Source organism: Methylosinus sp. R-45379 (assembly GCF_001644125.1).
Lineage (GTDB): Bacteria > Pseudomonadota > Alphaproteobacteria > Rhizobiales > Beijerinckiaceae > Methylosinus.
This window is the reverse complement of sequence record NZ_LUUM01000253.1, coordinates 25066-45197: the sequence shown is the minus strand read 5'-3', so window position 1 is coordinate 45197 and position 20132 is coordinate 25066. Positions and strand designations below refer to the sequence as shown.

At 61.1% G+C, this 20132-nt stretch carries 13 protein-coding genes and 1 pseudogene; 6 read left to right on the top strand and 8 right to left on the bottom strand.

Annotated elements, in window-relative coordinates; translation table 11 throughout:
• Window positions 1-3: 3 nt before the first annotated feature.
• The 5 genes from rbbA to A1351_RS12575 form a co-directional block, all read right to left on the bottom strand.
• Window positions 4-2763: a ribosome-associated ATPase/putative transporter RbbA gene (gene rbbA, locus A1351_RS12595; RefSeq protein WP_024881785.1), complete on the bottom strand. Its 2760-nt coding sequence runs from the start codon at window positions 2761-2763 to the stop codon at window positions 4-6.
• A complete protein-coding gene (locus A1351_RS12590; protein WP_064033147.1) occupies window positions 2760-3743 on the bottom strand; it encodes an HlyD family secretion protein in 984 nt (327 codons plus the stop codon). The genes rbbA and A1351_RS12590 overlap by 4 nt, the downstream gene beginning before the upstream one ends.
• A 247-nt stretch (window positions 3744-3990) precedes the next feature.
• Complete coding sequence (locus A1351_RS12585) at window positions 3991-5544, bottom strand: HAMP domain-containing histidine kinase (protein ID WP_024881783.1); 1554 nt, start codon at window positions 5542-5544, stop codon at window positions 3991-3993.
• A 4-nt stretch (window positions 5545-5548) separates the two neighbouring features.
• Window positions 5549-6163: a response regulator transcription factor gene (locus A1351_RS12580; RefSeq protein WP_024881782.1), complete on the bottom strand. Its 615-nt coding sequence runs from the start codon at window positions 6161-6163 to the stop codon at window positions 5549-5551.
• A 372-nt stretch (window positions 6164-6535) separates the two neighbouring features.
• A complete protein-coding gene (locus A1351_RS12575; RefSeq protein ID WP_245267469.1) occupies window positions 6536-8083 on the bottom strand; it encodes an efflux transporter outer membrane subunit in 1548 nt (515 codons plus the stop codon).
• A 509-nt stretch (window positions 8084-8592) separates the two neighbouring features.
• Here A1351_RS12575 and A1351_RS12570 point away from each other — a divergent pair.
• The 4 genes from A1351_RS12570 to A1351_RS12555 all read left to right on the top strand — a co-directional run bounded on the left by A1351_RS12570 (window position 8593) and on the right by A1351_RS12555 (window position 15385).
• Window positions 8593-9591 carry an efflux RND transporter periplasmic adaptor subunit gene (locus A1351_RS12570; protein ID WP_245275738.1) on the top strand — a complete coding sequence of 333 codons (999 nt, stop codon included), beginning with the start codon at window positions 8593-8595 and terminating at the stop codon, window positions 9589-9591.
• A 31-nt stretch (window positions 9592-9622) separates the two neighbouring features.
• Window positions 9623-12868 carry an efflux RND transporter permease subunit gene (locus A1351_RS12565; protein WP_371441485.1) on the top strand — a complete coding sequence of 1082 codons (3246 nt, stop codon included), beginning with the start codon at window positions 9623-9625 and terminating at the stop codon, window positions 12866-12868.
• A gap of 341 nt (window positions 12869-13209) precedes the next feature.
• On the top strand, window positions 13210-15183 hold the full coding sequence (locus A1351_RS12560; RefSeq protein WP_371441482.1) for a carbohydrate porin: 1974 nt from the start codon (window positions 13210-13212) through the stop codon (window positions 15181-15183).
• Window positions 15170-15385, top strand: coding sequence for a hypothetical protein (locus tag A1351_RS12555; protein ID WP_024881777.1), 216 nt, complete (start codon window positions 15170-15172; stop codon window positions 15383-15385). The genes A1351_RS12560 and A1351_RS12555 overlap by 14 nt, the downstream gene beginning before the upstream one ends.
• Before the next feature lie 260 nt (window positions 15386-15645).
• Here A1351_RS12555 and A1351_RS12550 read toward each other — a convergent pair.
• The 3 genes and pseudogenes from A1351_RS12550 to A1351_RS12540 form a co-directional block, all read right to left on the bottom strand.
• Window positions 15646-15880: pseudogene (locus A1351_RS12550) on the bottom strand (transposase); the annotation flags it as partial.
• A gap of 61 nt (window positions 15881-15941) precedes the next feature.
• Entirely contained in the window at window positions 15942-17324 is a 1383-nt protein-coding gene (locus tag A1351_RS12545) for a nicotinate phosphoribosyltransferase (protein ID WP_064033145.1), read from the bottom strand.
• A gap of 60 nt (window positions 17325-17384) precedes the next feature.
• Entirely contained in the window at window positions 17385-18464 is a 1080-nt protein-coding gene (locus A1351_RS12540; RefSeq protein ID WP_024881775.1) for a bifunctional nicotinamide-nucleotide adenylyltransferase/Nudix hydroxylase, read from the bottom strand.
• 254 nt (window positions 18465-18718) lie between these two features.
• Here A1351_RS12540 and A1351_RS12535 point away from each other — a divergent pair, with 254 nt between their 5' ends.
• Window positions 18719-19345, top strand: coding sequence for a helix-turn-helix domain-containing protein (locus tag A1351_RS12535; protein ID WP_036310054.1), 627 nt, complete (start codon window positions 18719-18721; stop codon window positions 19343-19345).
• A gap of 89 nt (window positions 19346-19434) precedes the next feature.
• The gene (locus A1351_RS12530; RefSeq protein WP_024881773.1) at window positions 19435-19971 is read left to right on the top strand and encodes an RES family NAD+ phosphorylase; all 537 of its coding nucleotides are present in this window, start codon (window positions 19435-19437) and stop codon (window positions 19969-19971) included.
• Window positions 19972-20132 lie beyond the last annotated feature (161 nt).

The following is a 20132-nucleotide window of genomic DNA, read 5'->3' as shown; positions in this document are numbered from 1 at the left end:
TCGCTACGCCTCCTGCTTGCGGAGCAGAAGCCGCGCGCCGATGAGATACAGCGCCGCGAAGCCGCCGAGCGCGAGATAGTTCGGAGCAAAGCTCGACAGGCCGAGCCCCTTTGTGAAGCAGCCGAGGCTCACGATCTGGAACCAGGAGGAGGGAAAGCCGACGCCGACGGCGTAAGCGCCGCCGGTGAGCGTCGAGATCGGATAGAGCAGCCCGGAGAAATTCACCGAGGGGATGAGGCAGATGATTGCCGTGCCGAAGATCGCCGCGACCTGCGAGCGCACAAAGGCCGATATCAAGAGGCCGAGCGCCGTCACCGCGAGAATGAACAGCAGCGCGCCGAGCGAGAGCGCCAGAAAAGAGCCGTGCAGCGGCACGCGGAGGATGAATACGGTGATGAGCGTCAGGCTCACATAGGAGACCATCGCCACGCCGACATAGGGCAATTGCTTGCCGACGAGAAACTCGCCGATCGTGGCGGGAGAGGCGTAGAGATTGACGATGGAGCCGATCTCCTTCTCGCGGACGACGCCGAGCGCCGTCAGCATCGTCGGGATCAGGATCAACGCCAGCATGACGACGCCGGGCGTGATCGCATAAATGCTGCGGAACTCCTGATTGTAGATGAAGCGAGGCTCGACGGAGATCGGCAGCGAGCTCGCGGCTCTCGCGCGATCGAGATTCGTGACATATTCGAGGACGACGCCCGTCGCATAGGCGCGAATGTTCGAGGCGGTGAAAGGCGCGGCTCCATCGATGAAAAAGCCGACCTCGGGCTGCCGGCCGGCTTCGAGGTCGCGGCCGAAGGAGGGCGGAATCTCTATGGCGAGCTGGGCTTCGTGGCTGCGCAGACGCGCCTCCATATCCGCATGACTGCGCGAGGGCGCCATCTCGACGAAATAGCGCGAGCCGGCGAAGCTGCGCAGGAATTCCCGGCTGGCGAAGGTCTGATCGCTGTCGAAATTCGTGAAGCGAATATTCTCGACGTCGAAAGAGATGCTGTAGGCTGAGACCAGCAGAAGAACGATCGGGCCGAGCAGCGCGAAGGCGAGACGAGCCGGATCACGCGCGAGCTCCATCGTCTCGCGGCGCGCAAAGGCGAGGATGCGTCCCGCCCAGCCGGTCGCGCGATCGTCGAATATCTCGGTCGGCGCCGGCTCGGGCGGCGATGCTTCGCCCGGTGATGGCGAAAGGCGCGGAGCTGCGGCCGACGCGCTCGCCTCCGCCTGCTCGAGATAGAGGATGAATGCATCCTCCAATGTCGCCGCGTCCTTCTCCCGCCGCAGCTCGTCCGGCGCGCCGACGGCCAGAACCTTTCCGCGATGCATGAGCGATATGCGATCGCAGCGCTCCGCCTCGTTCATGAAATGCGTCGAAAGGAAGATCGTCACCTGCTTCTCGCGCGAGAGGCGGATGAGATGACGCCAGAACATATCGCGCGCGCCGGGATCGACGCCGGACGTCGGCTCGTCGAGGATCAGCACCTCCGGCGAATGCAGGCAGGCGGCGGCGAGCTGAAGGCGCTGGCGAATGCCGAGCGGCAGAGAAGCGGGCGAATAGTCCGCATGTTCCGCGAGCGCGAAATCGACCAGCGCGGCGTCGACGAGCGCCTGCGCGCGATCGCCTCCGACGCGATAGAGCCGCGCGTGCAGGGTCAAATTCTGCCGCACCGTCAATTCTTCGTAGAGGGAGAAGGATTGCGACATGTAGCCGACGCGCAGCCGCGTCTGCATGTCGCCGGCGTCGATCGTTCGGCCGAGCAGCTTCGCCGTCCCGCTCGTTGCGTCCAGCAGGCCGGTCAGCATTTTCATCGTCGTCGATTTGCCGCAGCCGTTGGAGCCCAGAAAGCCGAATATCTCGCCGCGACCGATGCGGAAGCTCACATTGTCGACGGCGACGAAATCGCCGAAACGACGGGTCAGCGCCTCCGCCTCTATCGCTGGCGCGCCGCCGGGGTCGCGATAGGGCGGGATCTCCACGCCCGAGGCCTGCGCGCGTCGGCTCTCCGGCAGCAGCGAGACATAGGCTTTCTCGAGCGTCGCCGCGCCTGTGCGGGCGAGCACATCCGTCTTGGCGTCCGCGATGAGAACGCGCCCGTGATCCATCGCCACGAGATATTCGAAGCGCTCCGCCTCCTCCATATAGGCGGTGGCGACGATCACCGTCATCTGGTCGCTTTCGCTGCGCAGCTCGTCGACGAGCTCCCAGAATTGACGGCGCGACAGAGGATCGACGCCCGTCGTCGGCTCGTCCAGGATCAGGAGCTGCGGGTCATGCACGAGCGCGCAGCAGAGCGCGAGCTTCTGCTTCATGCCGCCCGAGAGTTTTCCCGCGGGCCGATCGGGAAATGGATCGAGGCCCGTCGCCCGAAGCAGCCGGCGAATGCGCGCGTCGCGCCGCCCTGCGCCGAGGCCGAAGAGGCGGCCGAAGAAGTCGATGTTCTCGTAGACGGACAGCGTCGGATAGAGATTGCGGCCGAGCCCCTGCGGCATGAAGGCGACATGCGGGAGAAAGGCCTCTCTCTCCCGTCGTTCGCGCAGATCGGCCCCCAAGACGAGGACCGCTCCTTCCTGAATCTTCTTTACCCCGGCGATGACGCCGAGCAGCGTAGACTTGCCGACGCCGTCCGGGCCGATCATCCCGATCGTCGCGCGCGCCGGCAAGGACAGTGAGACATTCTCGAGCCCGCGGACGCTCCCATAGTCATGGTAGAGACCCGAGATCTGGATCGCGGGCTGCGTCTTCGTCTTCTCCGCGCCCGTCATTTGGCGTGTCCGAGAGCGAGCGAGGACGGCCAGCGGCCTGTCGGGTCGACGCGCACATAGCCATTGCCGGTCATGCCGGCTTTCAGCCTGCCGTCGAGACGGCGGGCGGCCTCGACCGGAATTCTGAGCTTCACGCGATAGACGAGCTTCTCGCGCTCGCTGGCGGTCTCCACATATTTCGGCGTGAATTGCGCTTCGGCCGCGACGAAGGAGATGATCGCCGGCAAAGGCGGCCCGTCGAACGCGTCCAGGGCGACGCGCGCCTCGTCGCCGATCGTCAGCCGGCCCGCCACCGCCATGGGGAAGAAGACGGTCATATAGACGTCGTCCGTCTCGAGCAGCGAGGCGATTCGCCCGCCGGAAGGAAGAACCGCATCCTTCTCCACGATTCGATATTCGATGCGCCCGTTCACCGGGGCGCGTATCGTCGTCTCGTCGAGAATGACCTTCAATCGGGCGATTTGCGCCTCCGCCTCCGAGAGCGCGTTGCGCGCCTCCTTCACGCCGGCCTCGGCGGCGGCGGCGCCGGCGGCTTCCGCATCGTTCGCGATACGGCGCCGGTCGAGTTCGACCTGCGAGACGAGCGCCTTGCCGCGCATTGTCGCGGTCTCGGTCATCTCGAGGCCGGCGAGCCGCAGATTGTTGCGGCGGACGTCGAGCTCCGCCTCGGCGCGTCCTATGGCGCTGATGGCGCGCTGACGCTGCGCTTCGGCGCCGGCGATCTGCGCTTTGATCTCTGCCGTATCCTGCCGAGCCAACACTGACCCCGGACGCACGACATCGCCCTCACGGATCGGCAGATCGATGATGCGCCCCGCATATTTGACGGCAATGTCGATGCGCGTCATCTCCAACCGCCCGTTCGCTCGCGAGACATAGGCTGGCAGAGCGGGCGTACGGCTGCGCCACCACCAATAGCCCGCCGAGGCCGCGCCGATGATTAGCAGAGCCAAAACAATTCGGGCGATCTTGCGGTTCATCGAGAGTATCTCAACCGTTCCTCCGGTGGCCGGGCGGCGTCATGGTAGAGCCCGGCGCCTCTCGATGAAACCTGCGGCCCGGCTCTGCGCCACGCATCGGTATACTCATGTCCACACAATGATTTCGAGCATAGCGGGAGGCTGGAGGGAAGGCGTCTGACGGACGTTGGCCGAAATTCCTGTGGAAGCCGGAGGGCTCTGCCTCAGAAGGTGTTTCAGCAATCGCTGAAACGCTTTCTCTGACGGTTCATCGAGCTCGCCCAGTTGCTTCCAAAGGAAGTGAAACAAAAAAGATCGAGCCTCTTCCCTCACGGCTTCTCACTTTAATGACGCCACCGTGTAATTCCACGACTATCTTTGCCAGGTAGAGGCCGACGCCGGTACCCGTGATACTGGAAACATTGCTTGCCCGATAGTATCTCGAAAAGATACTATCGACATCACGGCGCGGGATCCCTATTCCGCTATCCGTGACAAAAACTTGCAAGGCAGTCCGCCTGCCGCGGACCTCAACTCGCACCGTGCCTCCAGGAGAGGAGTATTTGATCGCATTTCCGATTAAGTTGCTGAATACCTGACAAATAAGATTCCTGTCCCCATAAAAGGGCAGTTTTTCAGCGCTGTATTTTTCGAGCACTGAGACGGTGGACGAAATTTCGCGATGCAGATCGCAAACTTCCTTCAGCACCGCGGACATGTCGAGGTCGGTCGGATGGAAGTAGAGACTCGGACTCTCGATCACACGACTGGTTTGCAACAGTCCTTCGATCATGACGCTCATCCGCCTCACGGCGGCGCGGATCTTGTTGGCTCGCTCGATAACCACCTCGTCCCGAGGCGCAGGACGAGCGTTCAACAAACGCTGAGCATGCCCATCGATGATCGTCATCGGCGTTCGAAACTCATGCGACACCATCGAGATGAAATTGCGCTGATTTTCGCTCAGACGCCGCTCATGCTCCAATTTCTCCTCGAGCATGGAGGCTTCGGTCGCAAGGGCCTGCTGATTGACCTGAAGCTCGATCGCATTGTCACGAAAAACCACGACGGAGCGCGCCATTTCTCCAAGCTCATCAGGTCGCTCGGTGCTCCGGATTTGAATATCGGTTTCGTTCCTCGACAGACGCCGCATGCTGGCGGCGAGTTCCAATAGAGGGTCGGTTATCTGTCGAGTTACGTAAAGCATGATCCCGAGGGCCATAGACGCGCCGAGAAAGGCGGCGGCGATAATCAACGCGCGAGCTTCTCGAATGGCGTGGTCGGAGCGCTCGCTCGCCAGGCGAGCTTGCGTGTTGGTTCGGTCAGATATCCTCCCGAGGGCCTCACTCGTCGAAGCAAATGCGTCCCTGGAGGCCGACATGAAGAGATATCCCGCCGCCGCCTTGTCTCCCTTCGTCATGACCTCGAGCGTGTGTTTCGCTTCACCATGATATAATTTCCAATTCTTCTCGAAGAGCCGGTAATCCGCCAATTCGATCTCGTCGTGAAGGATGCTCTCATATCCTCTCTGCGCTTTCGAAATCGTCTCGTCGAGGGACTCCATCTCTCGTTCTATGGCGATGGCGTCGACGTCTCTCGCCGCTATGAGAAAAGCGCCCTCCGCTGCGCGGAAATCCGATGTGAAATTGTCGAGGTCGCCGATATATCGTGTGCTCTTCAACCAACGATCACGGATGTCGGACCATTCGTGATTGACTCGTTCGAGACGACCCAACCCGAAGATGCTGATGCTCGCGATCGTAGCGAACAAGAGCCACAAGGATGCGACCATCCGGAATTTTATCGATTGCGTCAGTTTCATCGTTCTAAGGCTCGATCAATCCGACGAGCGTGGCTTTGACCGCCGCCTCGATTCGAGTCGCGACGCCGAGCTTGTTGCGTGCGTTGTCTAGATGATAATCGACAGTTCGCTTCGTGATGCTCATGATCGATGCGATCTCGTCGGATGTCTTGCCGCGCGCAGCCCACAGCAAAGTCTCGACTTCTCTTTCATTGAGCTCGTGCAGTGGAGCTTCTGATACGAAAAATCGCACGCCGCCTCTCAGTCTGACGTCGATGATCGCATGCAGCAGATCGAAGTCGATCGGTTTGGAAACATAATCATCGGCGCCGAGTCTTCTTCCTTTGAGTTCGGTCTCGCGGTCGCTCATGGCGGTCAAGAACACGAAAGGCGTTCTCGCGATATGGGGGGCAGATCGCGCGAAATTTTCCAGCACTTCGAATCCGGACATCGACGGCATGCTGATATCCGAAAGAACGAGATCTGGCCGAATGTCCGGCAGAAGTGACAATGCCTGTTGTCCGCTGCTCGCGAGAACGACGTTGAAGCCGCGGTCCTCGAGCTCTTCAGCGATCAACGAAGAGGTCTCGAAATCGTCGTCGATGCAGAGGATCGTCGCCCGGCCGTCGGTCGCAGACATTTTTGGTCTCCGAATTCTCGCTCTCTCTGAGAGTCCGTATTATAGGCTGGAACACATCGCCGTTCCACCACAGTCTGACAATGGGCGTGCGCACAACGAGATGTAAATACGGCATAAACATGGACGCCGCTGTAGCCGATCTCTGTTTCGGCCTCCTCGAAGCCCACAACGCTGTCAAAGTCCGTCACGGCCTCGGCCAGGATCGTAAGATCGCTTTTTCGTTGGCCGAGCCCCACCAATGCAATCCCCAGAGTTCCTCTGGGCGGCGTCCAATCGGTGGGGCTCCGATGGCGAGCGCTGACGCTTTGAGAGCGGACGAATGACACGACATCGAAACGCGCTCCGTGTCGCTGCTCGAACATTAGTCATTGCTCAATCGAACGCTGGCATCAGGCCGGCGTTTGCCGGCGTGCTCAACTTCTCGATCTGCTCCTTGGTCGGGCCGTCTGGTCCGTTCGGCGGGAGGTCCCGCAGATTTTCGTCTTTCCAACCGCCGCCCAGAGCGATGAACAGCCCGGCTGTGTCCGATAGACGGTTCCCTTCCGCGACGACGCGCGCCACTGAGGCCACCAGATAGGTGTTCTCGGCGTTCAATACGGAGAGCACATTGACGGCCCCGAGACGCAGCTCGGCGCGCACGATGTCGAGGCTCTTCTTTGCCGTCGCTTCGCCGTAGGCTGCGGCTTTCACCGCTTTGGCGTCCGCCTCGAGCGCGCGCAACGCATCGGCGACATTCTGGAATGCGACAATGACGGTCGAGCGATATTGCGCGTCCGCCTGGAGGACGCTCGCCTCCGCCGCCCTCTGCTTGTTGAGAAGCGAAAAGCCGTCGAAGATCGTATGTGTGACAGCCGCCGACGCCGTATAGAGCTCAGTGCCGGGCGTGAAGAGTTGTGCGAGCCGATAGGCGCTGTACCCGCCATTCGCGCTCAACGTGACATTCGGAAGCCGCGCCGCGATGGCTACGCCGATTTGCGCGGTAGCTTCGTGCACATTGGCTTCGGCCGCCCGAATGTCGGGCCGCTGCCGGACGAGTTTCGATGGCAGGCTGATCGGCAGTTCGTGCGGCGACGAAAGTGAACCGAGATGAAAGGTCTCGGCGATCTCGTTCGGCGCATATCGGCCGGCGAGCGCCGTCAGCAGATCGCGTTGCTGCGACAATTGCTTTTCGAGCGGCGGCAAGAGCTGCAGTGCCTGCGCGAGAGCCGCTTCCTGGGTGAGCACGTCGGCCTGCGCGGCGTAGCCGGCCTCGAACTGCTTGCGCAGCAGTCCCAGCATCTCCCTTTCCATCGCGATCGATCTGCGGACTGCCTCGATCTGTCCCCGTAGCGCGGCTTCTTGGATCGCCGCCGTCACCACATTGCCAGTCAAAGCCAGATAGGCGGCCTCCAGCTGGTAGCGCTGCTGATCCGTCTGCGCCTCAGCCGCCTCGACGCTTCTGAGATTCTGCCCCCAGATGTCGAGCGTGTAGGCGACGGTGAGCTGCTTCAACAGCAAGCCATAGGGCGAATTCGGAGGACCGATGTTGGTGGTCGGCGAAGTCATGGCCTGGTTGAAGAGGCTTTGATTGATCGTTTCGAGCGATCGATTATTGGACTGGAGATTGAGACTGTCCGTGGAGTTGAAAATGGCGGTCGGGAGAAACGCGCCCTTTTGCGCCTCGGCGTTGTGATAGGCGACCCTTATCGCGGCTTCGGCCGACTGCAAGGTCGGATTGCTTTCGATCGAGGCTTCGATCAGCCGATCGAGGCCTCGGTTGTGGAAAACCTGCCACCAGCGCTTCGGGATTTCTGCGCCCGGGACGAATCTTGGTCCTCCGGCGAGAACCGGAGCCTTATTCGACGTTGATTTTTCTGTCGGCGGCGGGGAAGGCGATACGAAGTCCGGCCCGACCGCGCAACCCGCCAGCGCGGAAAACATCGGCAAGAGCGTGAGGAAAATCCGGCGCCCGCAGTGCGTTTTCGAAGTGGACGAGCCGAAGACTTGCATCTCTATCCGAGTTTCTCTTCCGCGAGCATGCTCTAATCGAACGTCTTCGTTCGCTTCTGTCGCTCCGTGATAATGGGAAGACAGGAGCGCTCGGACCGCGTGACTTCATAGTTAGGTAGTTCTCCTGCCGTCCAGGGTCTACTGTTATAAATCACAGTAGACCGATCGACTGCCGCGCCCCATAGAAAGACTGGGATGATTGGAATCGAGACATGCGCTCTCGGTCCCGAGAGACCGTTTCACAAGGCCGTCAAATGCGTCTGGGCAAAAAACTCATCGAGGGGAGCGCCTTCGCTGCGGCGGTCCTCGTCGCCCTCGCCCTCTCGAATTGGGCGTTCCGTCAACAAGACGACGGATATCCACGTCCGAAGGTGAGAGCTTCAGCCGAAACGGAAATCGGACTGAACGATAAACAGGCCGGCGCGCTCGAGATCGAAAAGGTGGACGAGCGCATTTTCGGCGAAGAACGACGAGCCGTCGGGAGCATCGATTTCAACCAGAACCGCCTCGTTCAGGTCTTCACGCCCTATCAGGGACGGATCATCGACGCCTATTTCAATATCGGAGACCGTGTCGAAAAGGATCAGGTCCTCTTCACCATCGATAGCCCGGACCTATTGCAGGCGGGGTCCAATCTGATCGCCGCGTCTGGCGTGCTCACGCTCCAGACGCGCTCGCTCAACCGTGTCAAGTCGCTGGTCAAGATCGGTGGCGTTTCGCAACAAGCGGTCGACCAGACGATCTCCGATCAGCAGACGGCCGAAGGTACTCTGAAGTCGGCGCGGGACGCGGTTCGCATCTTCGGCAAGACCGAGGAAGAGATCGACAAGATCGTCGCAGAGCGGCGCGCGGATCCGCGCCTCATCGTGAAGAGCCCGCTCGCTGGCTATGTCACGGCTCGGGCCGCGTCGCCGGGCCTCTTCGTCCAGCCCGGCGTCGCCCCGGCGCCTTATGCAGTCGCCGATACGTCGACCATGTGGATGCTGGCGAATGTCGTGGAGAGCGACGCCCCGCTGCTGCGTGTCGGACAGGACGTTCATGTCAGCGTCGCCGCTTATCCGGATCGAGAATTTCATGGAGCGATCACCGTGCTCGGACCCTCTGTCGATCCGACCACCCGACGCATGTTCGTGCGCTCGGAGATCAAGGACCCCGATCATCTGCTTCGCGCCGGAATGTTCGCCGACTTCGTCATTCGCGTCGGGGCGTCGTTTCGCGCGCCGGCGGCTCCCGAAAGCGCAATCGTCCGCAAAAGCGACGGAACCATGACCGCTTGGATCACGCAGGATCGCCGACGCTTCAAGCAGAGGACAGTCAAGATCGGCTTGCGCCAGAACGGTTTCGACCAAATTGAGCAAGGCCTTTCCGTCGGCGAGCTCATCGTCTCGAAAGGCGCTGTCTTTCTCGACAACCTCGCCGCGATCGGCGCGGCTGAATAGCGCGCCGCTGATCGAACGAGGTTGCCCCGTGCTGAAATCCATTCTCGAATTCGGGCTGACGCGTCGCGCGGTCGTCGTTCTCGCGGTCGGCGTGTTCATTGTCGCCGGCGTGACAGCTTTTACGCGGCTCAATATAGAAGCCTACCCGAATCCGGCGCCCGTCATCCTCGAGATCACCGCGCAGGCGCCGGGCCTCTCCGCCGAGGAGATGGAAAAATATTATACTATGCCGATGGAGATCGCGCTCTACCCGACGCCGCGCGTGACGAACATTCGTTCGACCTCCTTCTACGGCCTGAGCTTCGTTCGCGTCACTTTCGAATATGGGACGGATTATCATTTCGCCTATGCGCAGGCGGCGATCGCGCTGCAGCAAGGCGCATCGCTTCCGAACAATGTCTCGCCCGTCATCCAGCAGTCGAGCCTCGTCGGCGAGATTTTCCGCTATCAGCTGGTCGGGCCGCCGCATTTCACCTTGACCGATCTTCGGACTGTTCAGGACTGGATCGCCACGCGGCGGCTGCTCACCATCCCTGGCGTCGTTCAGATCAATTCCTGGGGCGGTACGACGAAGCAGTTCGGCGTCGAGGTCGATCTCGGCAAGCTCGAGGCCTATAATGTCACCATTCCACAGGTCATCGCAGCTCTCGGCAACGCAAATGTCAATGTCGGCGGCCGGGAGATCGAGCTTGGCCAGCAATCGGTGAATATTCGCGGCGTTGGCCTCATCGACGACGGCGGCAATGACGATCTGACGAAAGGCTACCGAACGGACGACATCGAGAATGTCGTTCTCACGCAATCGAACGGCGTGCCGGTTCAAATCAAGGATGTCGCGAGGGTCACTGTCGGACATGTTCCGCGTCTCGGCATACTCGGACGCGACCACGACGACGACGTTGCTGCGGCGATCGTCGTCATGGGCCGCACGCAGCACACCAACGAGATTCTGCCGAAGGTCGCGGCCGAGGTCGAAAAAATCAACTCCGACGGGTCTCTTCCGCCCGGCGTGAAGCTCGTCCCTTTCTACGATCGCGGCTCGCTCGTCGCCGTCACCACGCATACTGTCCTTCACAATCTCGTGTTCGGTTGCCTGCTCGTGTTCTTCATCCAGTGGATTTTTCTCGGTGATCTGCGTAGCGCGATTATCGTCGGCGTGAATATTCCCTTCGCCCTGTTCTTCGCGATCATTCTGCTCGTGGCGCAGGGAGAGGACGCCAACCTCCTGTCGCTCGGGGCGGTCGATTTCGGAATCATCGTCGATTCCGCCGTCATCCTCGTCGAGAACATCTTTCGTAATTTCCAGGCGGATCGCCCGGCGCGAAATCGTCTCCTGCAACATCTCACGGAAGGCTTTTGGGGTCCCGATCCTACCGCGGCGACCGGTAGCCACGGCAGCGTGCGCCTCTGGACCAATCGGCTCCGGCTCATCTTCGTCAGCGCGCTACAGGTCGACAGTGCGGTCTTCTTCACGGCGGCGATCACGGTCACCGCTTTTCTACCCTTATTCACCATGACGGGCGTCGAAGGGCAGATCTTCGGACCGATGGCGAGAACCTACGCCTATGCGCTTGCAGGCGCTCTGCTCGCGACCTTCACCGTGACTCCCGTGCTCGCGTCGATCGTCCTTCCCACACGCGTCGCGGAGACAGAGACAATCATTGTTCGCCGGATGCGTGGAGCTTATACTCCGATGCTGCGATGGGCGCTCGACAATGTCGGGCTCGCAATCGGCGCCGGCGCGCTGCTCCTCGCGCTCGGTCTGTTTCTGGCGACACGTCTCGGTAGTGAATTCCTGCCCGCGCTCGAGGAGGGCAATTACTGGATTCGCGCCTCTCTCCCTTCAACCATGTCGCTCGAATCCGGCGTCGAATCGACCCGCAAAATGCGCGAGATTCTTATGCGCCATCCCGAGATCATCACGGTCGTGACGCAACATGGGCGTCCCGACAATGGCAGCGACGCGTCGGCCTTCTCGGACGTGCAGATCTTTGCACCGTTGAAACCGTTCGATGAATGGCCGCGCGGTTTCACGAAAGAAAAGCTCACGGCGGAGCTCCAGAAGGAGTTCGAAGAAGAGCTGCCGGGCGTCGTCTTCGGCTTTTCGCAGTATATTCAGGATAATGTCGACGAAGCCCTGTCTGGCGTGAAGGGCGCCAATTCGGTGAAAGTCGTCGGCTCGGATCTCGTGACTCTCGAAAAGCTGGCCGAGAAGGTGCGCGAGCAGATCCGAACCGTCGCTGGCGTCGAGGATCTCGAGCTTCTCCACACGCTCGGGCAGCCCAATCTCAATATCAAAGTCGACCGTCAGCGCGCGGCGCGCTACGGACTCAACTCGGGTGACGTCAATACGATCGTGCAAGCCGCGATGGGCGGAACGAACGCAACGACCGTGCTCGAGGGCGATAGGCAGTTCGCGGTCGTTGTGCGCCTCGCCCCGCAATATCGGACGACGCTCGCTGCGATCGGAGACATCAAGGTCGGCTATACGCCTCCGGGAAGCATGACGAACGCCTATGTTCCGCTGCGCGAGCTCGCGGCCATTTCCCTCGATACCGGCGCATCTTTCATCTATCGTGAACGGAGCCGCCGCTACGTCCCACTGAAATTCAACATCCGTGGCCGCGATCTCGCCTCGACTGTGGCGGAGGCCCAGGCGAAGGTCGCGAACGCAGTCGCGCTTCCGCCAGGCTATCAAATTCTCTGGGCCGGCGAATTCGGCAATCTGCAACAGGCCAAGACGCGCCTCGCCATCGTCGTGCCTTTGTCCTTCCTGCTCATCTTCTCGCTTCTCTACAGTCTGTTCAATTCACTTCGCGACAGCCTGCTGGCGCTCGCGGGCATTCCCTTCGCGATCGTTGGCGGCGTGATCGCCCTCTATGTCTCCGGTGAGAACTTCAGCGTCTCGGCGGCGATCGGCTTCATTTCCCTGTTCGGCGTCGCCGTGATGGACGGAATATTGAACATCACTTATTTCCGAGAGCTGACGATCCAGGGGATGGAATTCCGAGAAGCGATTTTCCATGGCGCGGAGCAACGCATGAGGCCGCTGCTGATGACCGCGTTATCGGCGGGCGTCGGCCTCTTTCCCGCCGCCGTTTCGAATGGCATCGGCTCACAGGTACAGCGGCCATTGGCGACTGTCGTCGTCGGCGGCATGCTGCTCGGACCGATCATGCTGCTCGTCGTCGCGCCGGCGCTTCGTCAGAAGTTCTCGAGGGCTTATCGTCCAGCGAAGGAGTCTCGAAACATCGACGAAACGCGTCTCGACGCTTAGCAGGCGAAATTCCGCGGCGATCGTCTCTCTGGCTCACGTCGAAAAATCTTGGGCCGAAGACGATCGATCCAGTTTGATGCGACGCTTCGTATGATTTCACTCTTGGACTCGAGAGAGAGCATCGCAGCTGTGTCGTGAAAAATGAGTCTTCTTCGATGAGAACGACAATGCGCTATTCGACGGCTGGAATCGTTATCACTGCGATGCTGAGCGCGGTCGGACCCGCTGGCGCCGCCGATGCGCGGACTTCCGTTCCTCCGGCCTTCTGCTGGGCAGGCTTCTATTTCGGCGTCAGCCTCGGGGCAGGAGTTCCGTTGCATCGGACCGAAAGATTTCGATCTGTGAGCGCTTTCGACAGCATTCTCTTCGACCTCTACCCACAGGGCCGTGAGCGCCCCGGTCCAACTTTCGGCGCGCAGGCCGGCTACAATTGGCAATATGGAAATTGGGTCTATGGGATCGAAACTGAACTGAGCTTTCTCGATGGCCGACGTGGTCCGATCGGAGCTTTTCCTGCGCCCCCGGTCTATTGGCTCCGGGGAGTCGGCTCCTACACGCTGACCGCAGATCCGAGCGGCGCCTATTTTGGGAGTTTACGTGGAAGGCTCGGTTTTGCGGTCGACCGAATGCTTTTCTACGCCACTGGAGGCGTGGCGAGCGGCGGCTGGCGTGGGGCTTCCACACTGACACTCAATGGCGGCGCGCCGGGCAATGTGTTCACGAGCGGTCTCTCGGCCTCGTCGCGAACGAAATATCTCTTTGGCGCTGGCGTCGAGTACGCCCTCGCCTCGAACTGGTCAGCCCGCGCCGAATATTTGTTCCTGAATCAATCGCACAACAGCGAGGTCTTCGACAATGGGAGTGCTTTCGATTACGCCTCCCAAAGGTGGGCGGAAAGCCACATCCTACGCTTTGGCATGAGCTATCGATTCGGAGATATGAACCTCACCGCAGAGCCGGACGAGCATTCGATTTCCGCCGACGAACGGGATGATCCGAAAGCGAACAAAAAGTCGAAGAAGAAATCAGCTGGCTCGGAACGTGAGAAGGATGAAAAACCGGCGGATACTCCCGAGCAATATAGCGTGCATGGCCAAATTACCGGCGTCGTGCAAGGCTATCCGAAATTCCGCGCCCTTTATTCGGGAACCAATAGCTTGGCCCCGTCCGGCGGTCAGGCGCGCGCCACCGTATCTGCGACCGCTTTCCTCGGCTTGCGTTTGTGGCAAGGAGGCGAAGTCTACGTCGATCCGGAGATAGACGAGGGCTATGGCCTCAGCAGCACGCTCGGTATCGCCGGCTTTCCCAGCGCCGAAGCCTATAAGGTCGGCCATGCGCGACCGTATTTGCGTTTCCAGAAATATTTTCTGCGCCAGACAATCGGCCTTGGTGGAGAGAGTGAGAAAATCGAGGCGGGCCAAAATCAGCTAGCCAACTCGGTCGACACGAACCGTCTCACACTCACAATCGGCAAATATTCCGTTGTGGATATCTTCGACGACAACAAATACGCTCACGATGGCCGAAGTGGATTTCTGAACTGGTCTGTCCTCGACATGGGCGCCTTCGACTACGCCGCCGACTCCTGGGGCTATACGCATGGGGCGACGGCGGAGTGGAAGCAGGACTGGTGGACGGCGCGCGCCGGTGTTTTTCAGACATCCCTCATTCCCAATGGCGAGGCGATCGAGCCCGCGCTTTTTCGTCAATTCATGCCCGTCGTCGAATTCGAGGCGCGCCATTCGCTGCTCCTTGGTCAGGAAGCCAAGATCAAATTCTTAGGTTACGGCGACTTGGCGTATCTCGGAAAATATGACGAGGCTGTGGCTCTCGGCTTGCTCTCCGGAAATACGCCGGACATTACGGCCGATCGAAAAAAGCGCTTCAAGGCGGGCGCCGGCTTGAACATTGAACAGCCTCTCGCGGATGATCTGGGCTTGTTCCTTCGCGCGAGCATGGCGAACGGCCGATATGAGTCGATGGAGTTCACCGAGATCGAACGATCGCTCTCCGCGGGCGCGGTGCTCACGGGAGGCGGATGGGGTCGTTCCAAGGATGCGATCGGCGTCGCCGGCGTCGTAAACGGAATATCAGGTAGCCACATCCGCTATCTGGCGAACGGAGGATCGGGCATTCTGCTCGGCGATGGCGCGCTCACTTATGACGGCGAACACATTTTGGAAACATACTACAAATTCAATATCCAGGACGGGGTTCATCTCACCGCCAACTATCAGTTCGTGCATAATCCCGCTTATAACCGCGATCGTGGATCCGTTTCAATCTTCGCTGTGCGCCTTCATGGAGAGTTCTGAGGCGGCGACGCTGACCCGATCGTGCGTCGCGCGCCTCGACAGGCAAAAAGACAAGCTCGCGGTTTGGCTCGATCAGCTCGATACACGGATGCATCGAAACAAGGTGATCGTCGCCTTGGCCAATAAGATCGCCCGAATGGCTTGGGCAGTGCTCACGCGGACGGGCAATCTCTACGAGCGGGTCGATCCGGCGCACGTCTGATCGGGCGCTCGGCAGCAGTTGCCGGGGGAGAAGGAATGATGTCGGAGCAGGCGATCCACGCATCGTAAGCTCGATCAAAAAAACGGGCTCCCGAGCCCGTACCATTTAGTGGGAACGATGCGCGCGAATCTCATCATGACCTGGCCGCAACAGCGGCCCACTCGCGAGAGGCCGGATTCATTTACGCTAACTGCGTCCGACCGCAGTCCAGACGACCCTTGCAATGCCGGGGCGGACCATACATAATTTTGCCAGGAGTTCGCCGCCGCATCGAGCATCTGATCGGCCAAGAGTTTCTTCAGACGCGCGTTCTCCTCCCAGCGCCTTCAGCCGCTTGGCCTCGGAAATGTCCATCCCGCCGAACTTGGCCTTCCAATTGTAGAGCGTCGTCTCCGAAACCGCGTATTTGCACGCGAGGTCCGCCGCCTTCGCGCCGGCTTCCTGCTCCCGCAAAATCCCGATGATCTGCTCTTCCGTGAACCGTTTCTTCTTCATCGTATCCGTCTTGCAATCGGCCGGACTCTAATCGATGCTGGTGGGATTTTTCAGGGGCACGTCACCAGGAGCGACGACGAATATCCTCGAGGCGTTCGTCACGAATCAAATAGCCGTCGACGAAAACCTCCTCGAGCAGATTCTCCTCGCCGTCCCGACGCTGCTCCGCGCGAATGGTGCGCGGCGCGCCGTCCCTGTGAACCAGCGCGAGGCGGCCTTTTTTCGAGGTTTTGCCTGGATCGCCGATCGGCTGCTTGAACACGTCGATCCACTCACCGCCGATGCGGATGGCGCTCGTCTTCATCGCGAATTTGAGCGTGTCCCGATCGAGCTTCTGCAGCAGCGCGCCGCCCATGCCGAACGCGATATTGTCCGCAGCGAAACCTTTCGCGCGCAGATTGGCGAGGATCGCCATGATCGAGCTTTCATCGACGCCGTCGCCCTGAATCACGCGGACACAATCCGGCAAAAGGCGGAACCCTTTGCTATTGGTTCTGGCGCCGAATTTCTCGGCGAGGATTTCGACGATCTCCACCGGCGTCGTCGTCGGATCGCCGGAGTCGGGCCGCACGACCAGCGTTCCGCCCGTTTCGCGAACCTGCGAGGCGAGGCTGCCGCCCCAAATCTCCGCCGTCGCGCGATAGACGTCATAGCTGTCGGAGACGACCGCGACGACCTTTCCCGGCCCGCCGAAATTGCGCAGCATATTGGCGTAGGCGTCGGTCTCGCGCTCGCGGCCCCATGAGGTGATCGTCGAATGTTCCGCCGCCGGAATCGAGAAGCCGGCCATGGGCTCGTGATAGACACGCCGCGCCAGGGCGAGCGCCGCGAGCGTGTCGGTGCCGCGAAAATTGACGAGATGGGCGAGCCCGCCGATCGAAGCGCTCTCGCTGCTCGAGGCCCCGCGCGCCCCGAAATCATGCAAAGCGAAAACCAACCGCTCCTGCGGCGCGTCCGAAGTCTCACGCCAGGCGGCGTCGATGATCTTCTTCAAATGCCAGGAGCGCGTCGCCACCGTCGTCGGATACCAGACGGCCCGCAAAAGCGCGGTCTCGAGATAGGAGACGATCCACGGAACGCGCGGGTCCGTGTTGACGATCTGCACGAGCGCATTTCCGGTCGACAGCACGCTGCCCTCGCGAACCGCCTCGATACGCACGGGCATATGGCCGCCATGGGCGTTCAGCACATGGTCCCAGCCGGCGCGATTGAAAGGCTCGCCATGCGCGAGCAGCATCTCCTCCGCCTCGTCTATGTCGGCGCGCGTGATCGGCTGCGTCAGCACATCCTTCAGATAGATCTGCAAGCCGAAGAACAGGCTCTGCGCAAAGGCGCCGCCGCGCGACTCGATATAGCTCGAGACGAATTCCGTCCCGGGTGGATATTGAAGAAAATGGCTGGCCTTGTAGCTGTCGGCGTCGAGAATTCTGCTGATGCGAGTCATGTCTGGAATCTCCTCCAGCGCGAAACCGGCGCCCGGACTCCCCGGACGCCAAAGTAAAAATCAGTCGATCAACGCGCCCGTCATCTCGCGGATGATGGCGGCGTGGTCCTCGAAAAACTGGTCGGCGCTCAGACGGCCGAGCTCATGCCAGCATGCGCTCGCCGCATCGTCGTCACCGCGCACCGAGAACATCGGCTTGCGCGCCGGAAGGTCGAAGAGAAAGGCCTGGGTCACGACGCGGCCGCGCTCGGAGCGGTCGGGATGGTCGAATAGCCGCGTCTTGGTCTCGTCGATGAAGGAGGCGAGCATGGCCGGAGGGATTTCTCCCTTCTGGTCGGAGATTTTGGTCTCCTCCTTCAATTCCCGTACAGCCGCGTCGCGAAAGCTCTCATTGGGATCGACATGGCCGCCGGGCAGGGCGAGCAGCCCGGCGCCGGGACGGCGAGCGCGCTCCACCAGGAGAATATGGCCCGACTGAACGACGACCGCATCGACGCAATTGATGAAGACAGGGTAGGGCGTCTTGCCCCAGGCGGCCTTGTAATCGCGATAGAACTCCGTCTCCCCGACCAGCCATTTGAAGGCGTCGGTCAGCATGAAGCGGGTGAGAAACTCGCTGGTCTCCGCGGGACAGAGCGGCGCGTCGGGAATGCGCGGCGCGCGGCGCAGATAATCCTCGCGCAGATCGGTCGAATTGAGCGTGCCATGCTGCGTCCGCACATCGACCGCGTCCCAATTGGGGAACATGCGCAGATAATAGGAGGACTTGTCCTTGCTGTGGCCGATGAGGCCAACCGAAGCGCGTTCCGAGCCACCGTCCGCGGCGATGGCCTCGTCGACGCTGCGCTGGACATGGGCGATCCAGGCGCGATCATTGTAGAGAAAATCTGGCAGCGGCCGCACGAGAATGCGATCGGGCGCAGCCTCGATCGCGCCGCGGGCGGCCAGGATCGTGTCGCGCCGCTCCTCATAGGTGAAAGGGTTGCGCGGCGACCGCGCCGCATTCGACGAGCCGACCAGCACGATAAGCTTGCGCCCGGCGGCGAGCGCCTGGCGCATGACATGGAGATGGCCATTGTGAAGGGGCTGAAAACGCCCGATGAACACGAGATAATCGTGCTTTTGCGCCGATGCGCTCATATTCAGGTCTCCCCTGAAAGATTTCGATGTTTCGGACTCCCCGAGACATACAGAACTTAGCGAAGGCTAGGGCGACGGTCAATGGCCTTGTCGCGACCACCTTCTCGGTTCGATCGTCGCGCGGCAAAGCGACGGCGCCGCTCTGGAGAACGAATTTCATCGTGGGCGCATCGTTGGTTCGGTCGGTGTTGGCCGAGCCGTGGTTGACCACGTATGCGCTACGCTATATTCTCCTGAAGACAACCGAGGCGCCGATGAAAGCCCCATCTTCGCGCGAGACCGCCTTCCGCGACGCCACGAGCGCCGACCCTTTGCGCGAGGCGTTTCTCCGTCGCTCCATGGACACCATCACCCGGATCGCCGCGCATGCCGATCTGAAAATACTCTCCGAAGCGCTCGCCGCCTCGACCGGTTTCGGCACTCTCGCGCGCGTGCTGGCGGATACCGCGACCACCGAAGCCTCGCTTGTCGACCTGGACCCGCTCGCCCCGCTCGTGGCGCGGAATGCGGAACATCGCGTCCAGATCCTCGACGCAGCGGGAGGCACGCTTTCCTCGACCGAGGTCGCGCAACAGCTCGGCGTCAGCCGGCAGGCGATCGAAAAGCGCCGTCGCGCCAATACGCTGCTGGCCGTGCGCATGGGCGGCGATTGGCGCTATCCGCGTTGCCAGTTCGACGAGGCCAAGGGGACGGTCGTCGCCGGGCTGCCGAAGCTTCTCGACGTCTTCGCCGAAGCCGGTCCTTGGGTCGCAATGGATTTTCTGTTGGCGCCAGACGATGCTCTCGGAGGCGAGACCCCGATGCAAAGGCTGCGGCGCGAGGGACTGACCCCGGAGCTGGAACGTCTCGCCCGGATCGAACAAGGCGACGGCTTCGCGTGAGCCCGGTCCGAGGCCCTTCGGGCGTCGCAACTTTCCCGCCAGCCGCTCTCGCCACTGTGGCGCTACCGATCGAGGTTCTGCCAGCTCGGATGGAGCTCCACCGCGTGCATCGAGCGGAGCATCATCCGATATTCTTCGGTCCGGGCCCGGGAGCGCCGCCGACCTATCGTTTCGATAGCGCTTCCGGCTCATTCGGCGTGCTTTATGTCGCCTTTCGCTTCGCTGGCGCGCTGGTCGAGACCTTGCTGCGCAATCCACGCAGGAAAATGGTCGCTCAGGTCGACATCGAAGCGCGTGCTTCGAGCGTCGTGCGCTGTCGGCGCGCACTCCGTATAGTACAATTGCATAGCGCCGGGCTACAGATTCTCGGCCTCGACAATTCCATCTCGACCGGACCTTATGAGCCTTGCGGCGCCTGGGCCGACGCGCTGTGGGCGCATCCGGACGCACCGGATGGCCTCGCCTTCCGTTCCCGACACGATCCCGACCAGCTATGCCTAGCGATTTTCGAGAGGGCAGGGGCCTCCTTCGAGGTCGAACCAGCCGTGCGGCTCGTCGACCAGCTTCCAGAGGTCGCCAATATAATCGGCGCATACGGAAAATCGCTCGCGCCGACGCCGCTCTGACAAAGAATGGGCAAAGCCAGACCGTCTTTGCCAAGCTTGCGACGCCTCTTGCGAACCGACCGGCGTGGCATCCATCTGATTGCCGGACTGTCGCCCCCAGGGCAGCCCTTAATTTGCCCACAACGCCCCGTTTTCGAGCACTACTTATCCGGAATCATAAT

What these genes read in the sequence shown, in the direction of transcription:
- A1351_RS12530 (WP_024881773.1), top strand. Translation starts at nt 19,435, where the DNA reads ATGGAGCTCCACCGCGTGCATCGAGCGGAGCATCATCCGATATTCTTC.
- A1351_RS12535 (WP_036310054.1), top strand. Translation starts at nt 18,719, where the DNA reads ATGAAAGCCCCATCTTCGCGCGAGACCGCCTTCCGCGACGCCACGAGC.
- A1351_RS12590 (WP_064033147.1), bottom strand. Translation starts at nt 3,743, where the DNA reads ATGAACCGCAAGATCGCCCGAATTGTTTTGGCTCTGCTAATCATCGGC.
- A1351_RS12580 (WP_024881782.1), bottom strand. Translation starts at nt 6,163, where the DNA reads ATGTCTGCGACCGACGGCCGGGCGACGATCCTCTGCATCGACGACGAT.
- A1351_RS12540 (WP_024881775.1), bottom strand. Translation starts at nt 18,464, where the DNA reads ATGAGCGCATCGGCGCAAAAGCACGATTATCTCGTGTTCATCGGGCGT.
- A1351_RS12575 (WP_245267469.1), bottom strand. Translation starts at nt 8,083, where the DNA reads ATGTTTTCCGCGCTGGCGGGTTGCGCGGTCGGGCCGGACTTCGTATCG.
- A1351_RS12555 (WP_024881777.1), top strand. Translation starts at nt 15,170, where the DNA reads ATGGAGAGTTCTGAGGCGGCGACGCTGACCCGATCGTGCGTCGCGCGC.
- rbbA (WP_024881785.1), bottom strand. Translation starts at nt 2,763, where the DNA reads ATGACGGGCGCGGAGAAGACGAAGACGCAGCCCGCGATCCAGATCTCG.
- A1351_RS12585 (WP_024881783.1), bottom strand. Translation starts at nt 5,544, where the DNA reads ATGAAACTGACGCAATCGATAAAATTCCGGATGGTCGCATCCTTGTGG.
- A1351_RS12545 (WP_064033145.1), bottom strand. Translation starts at nt 17,324, where the DNA reads ATGACTCGCATCAGCAGAATTCTCGACGCCGACAGCTACAAGGCCAGC.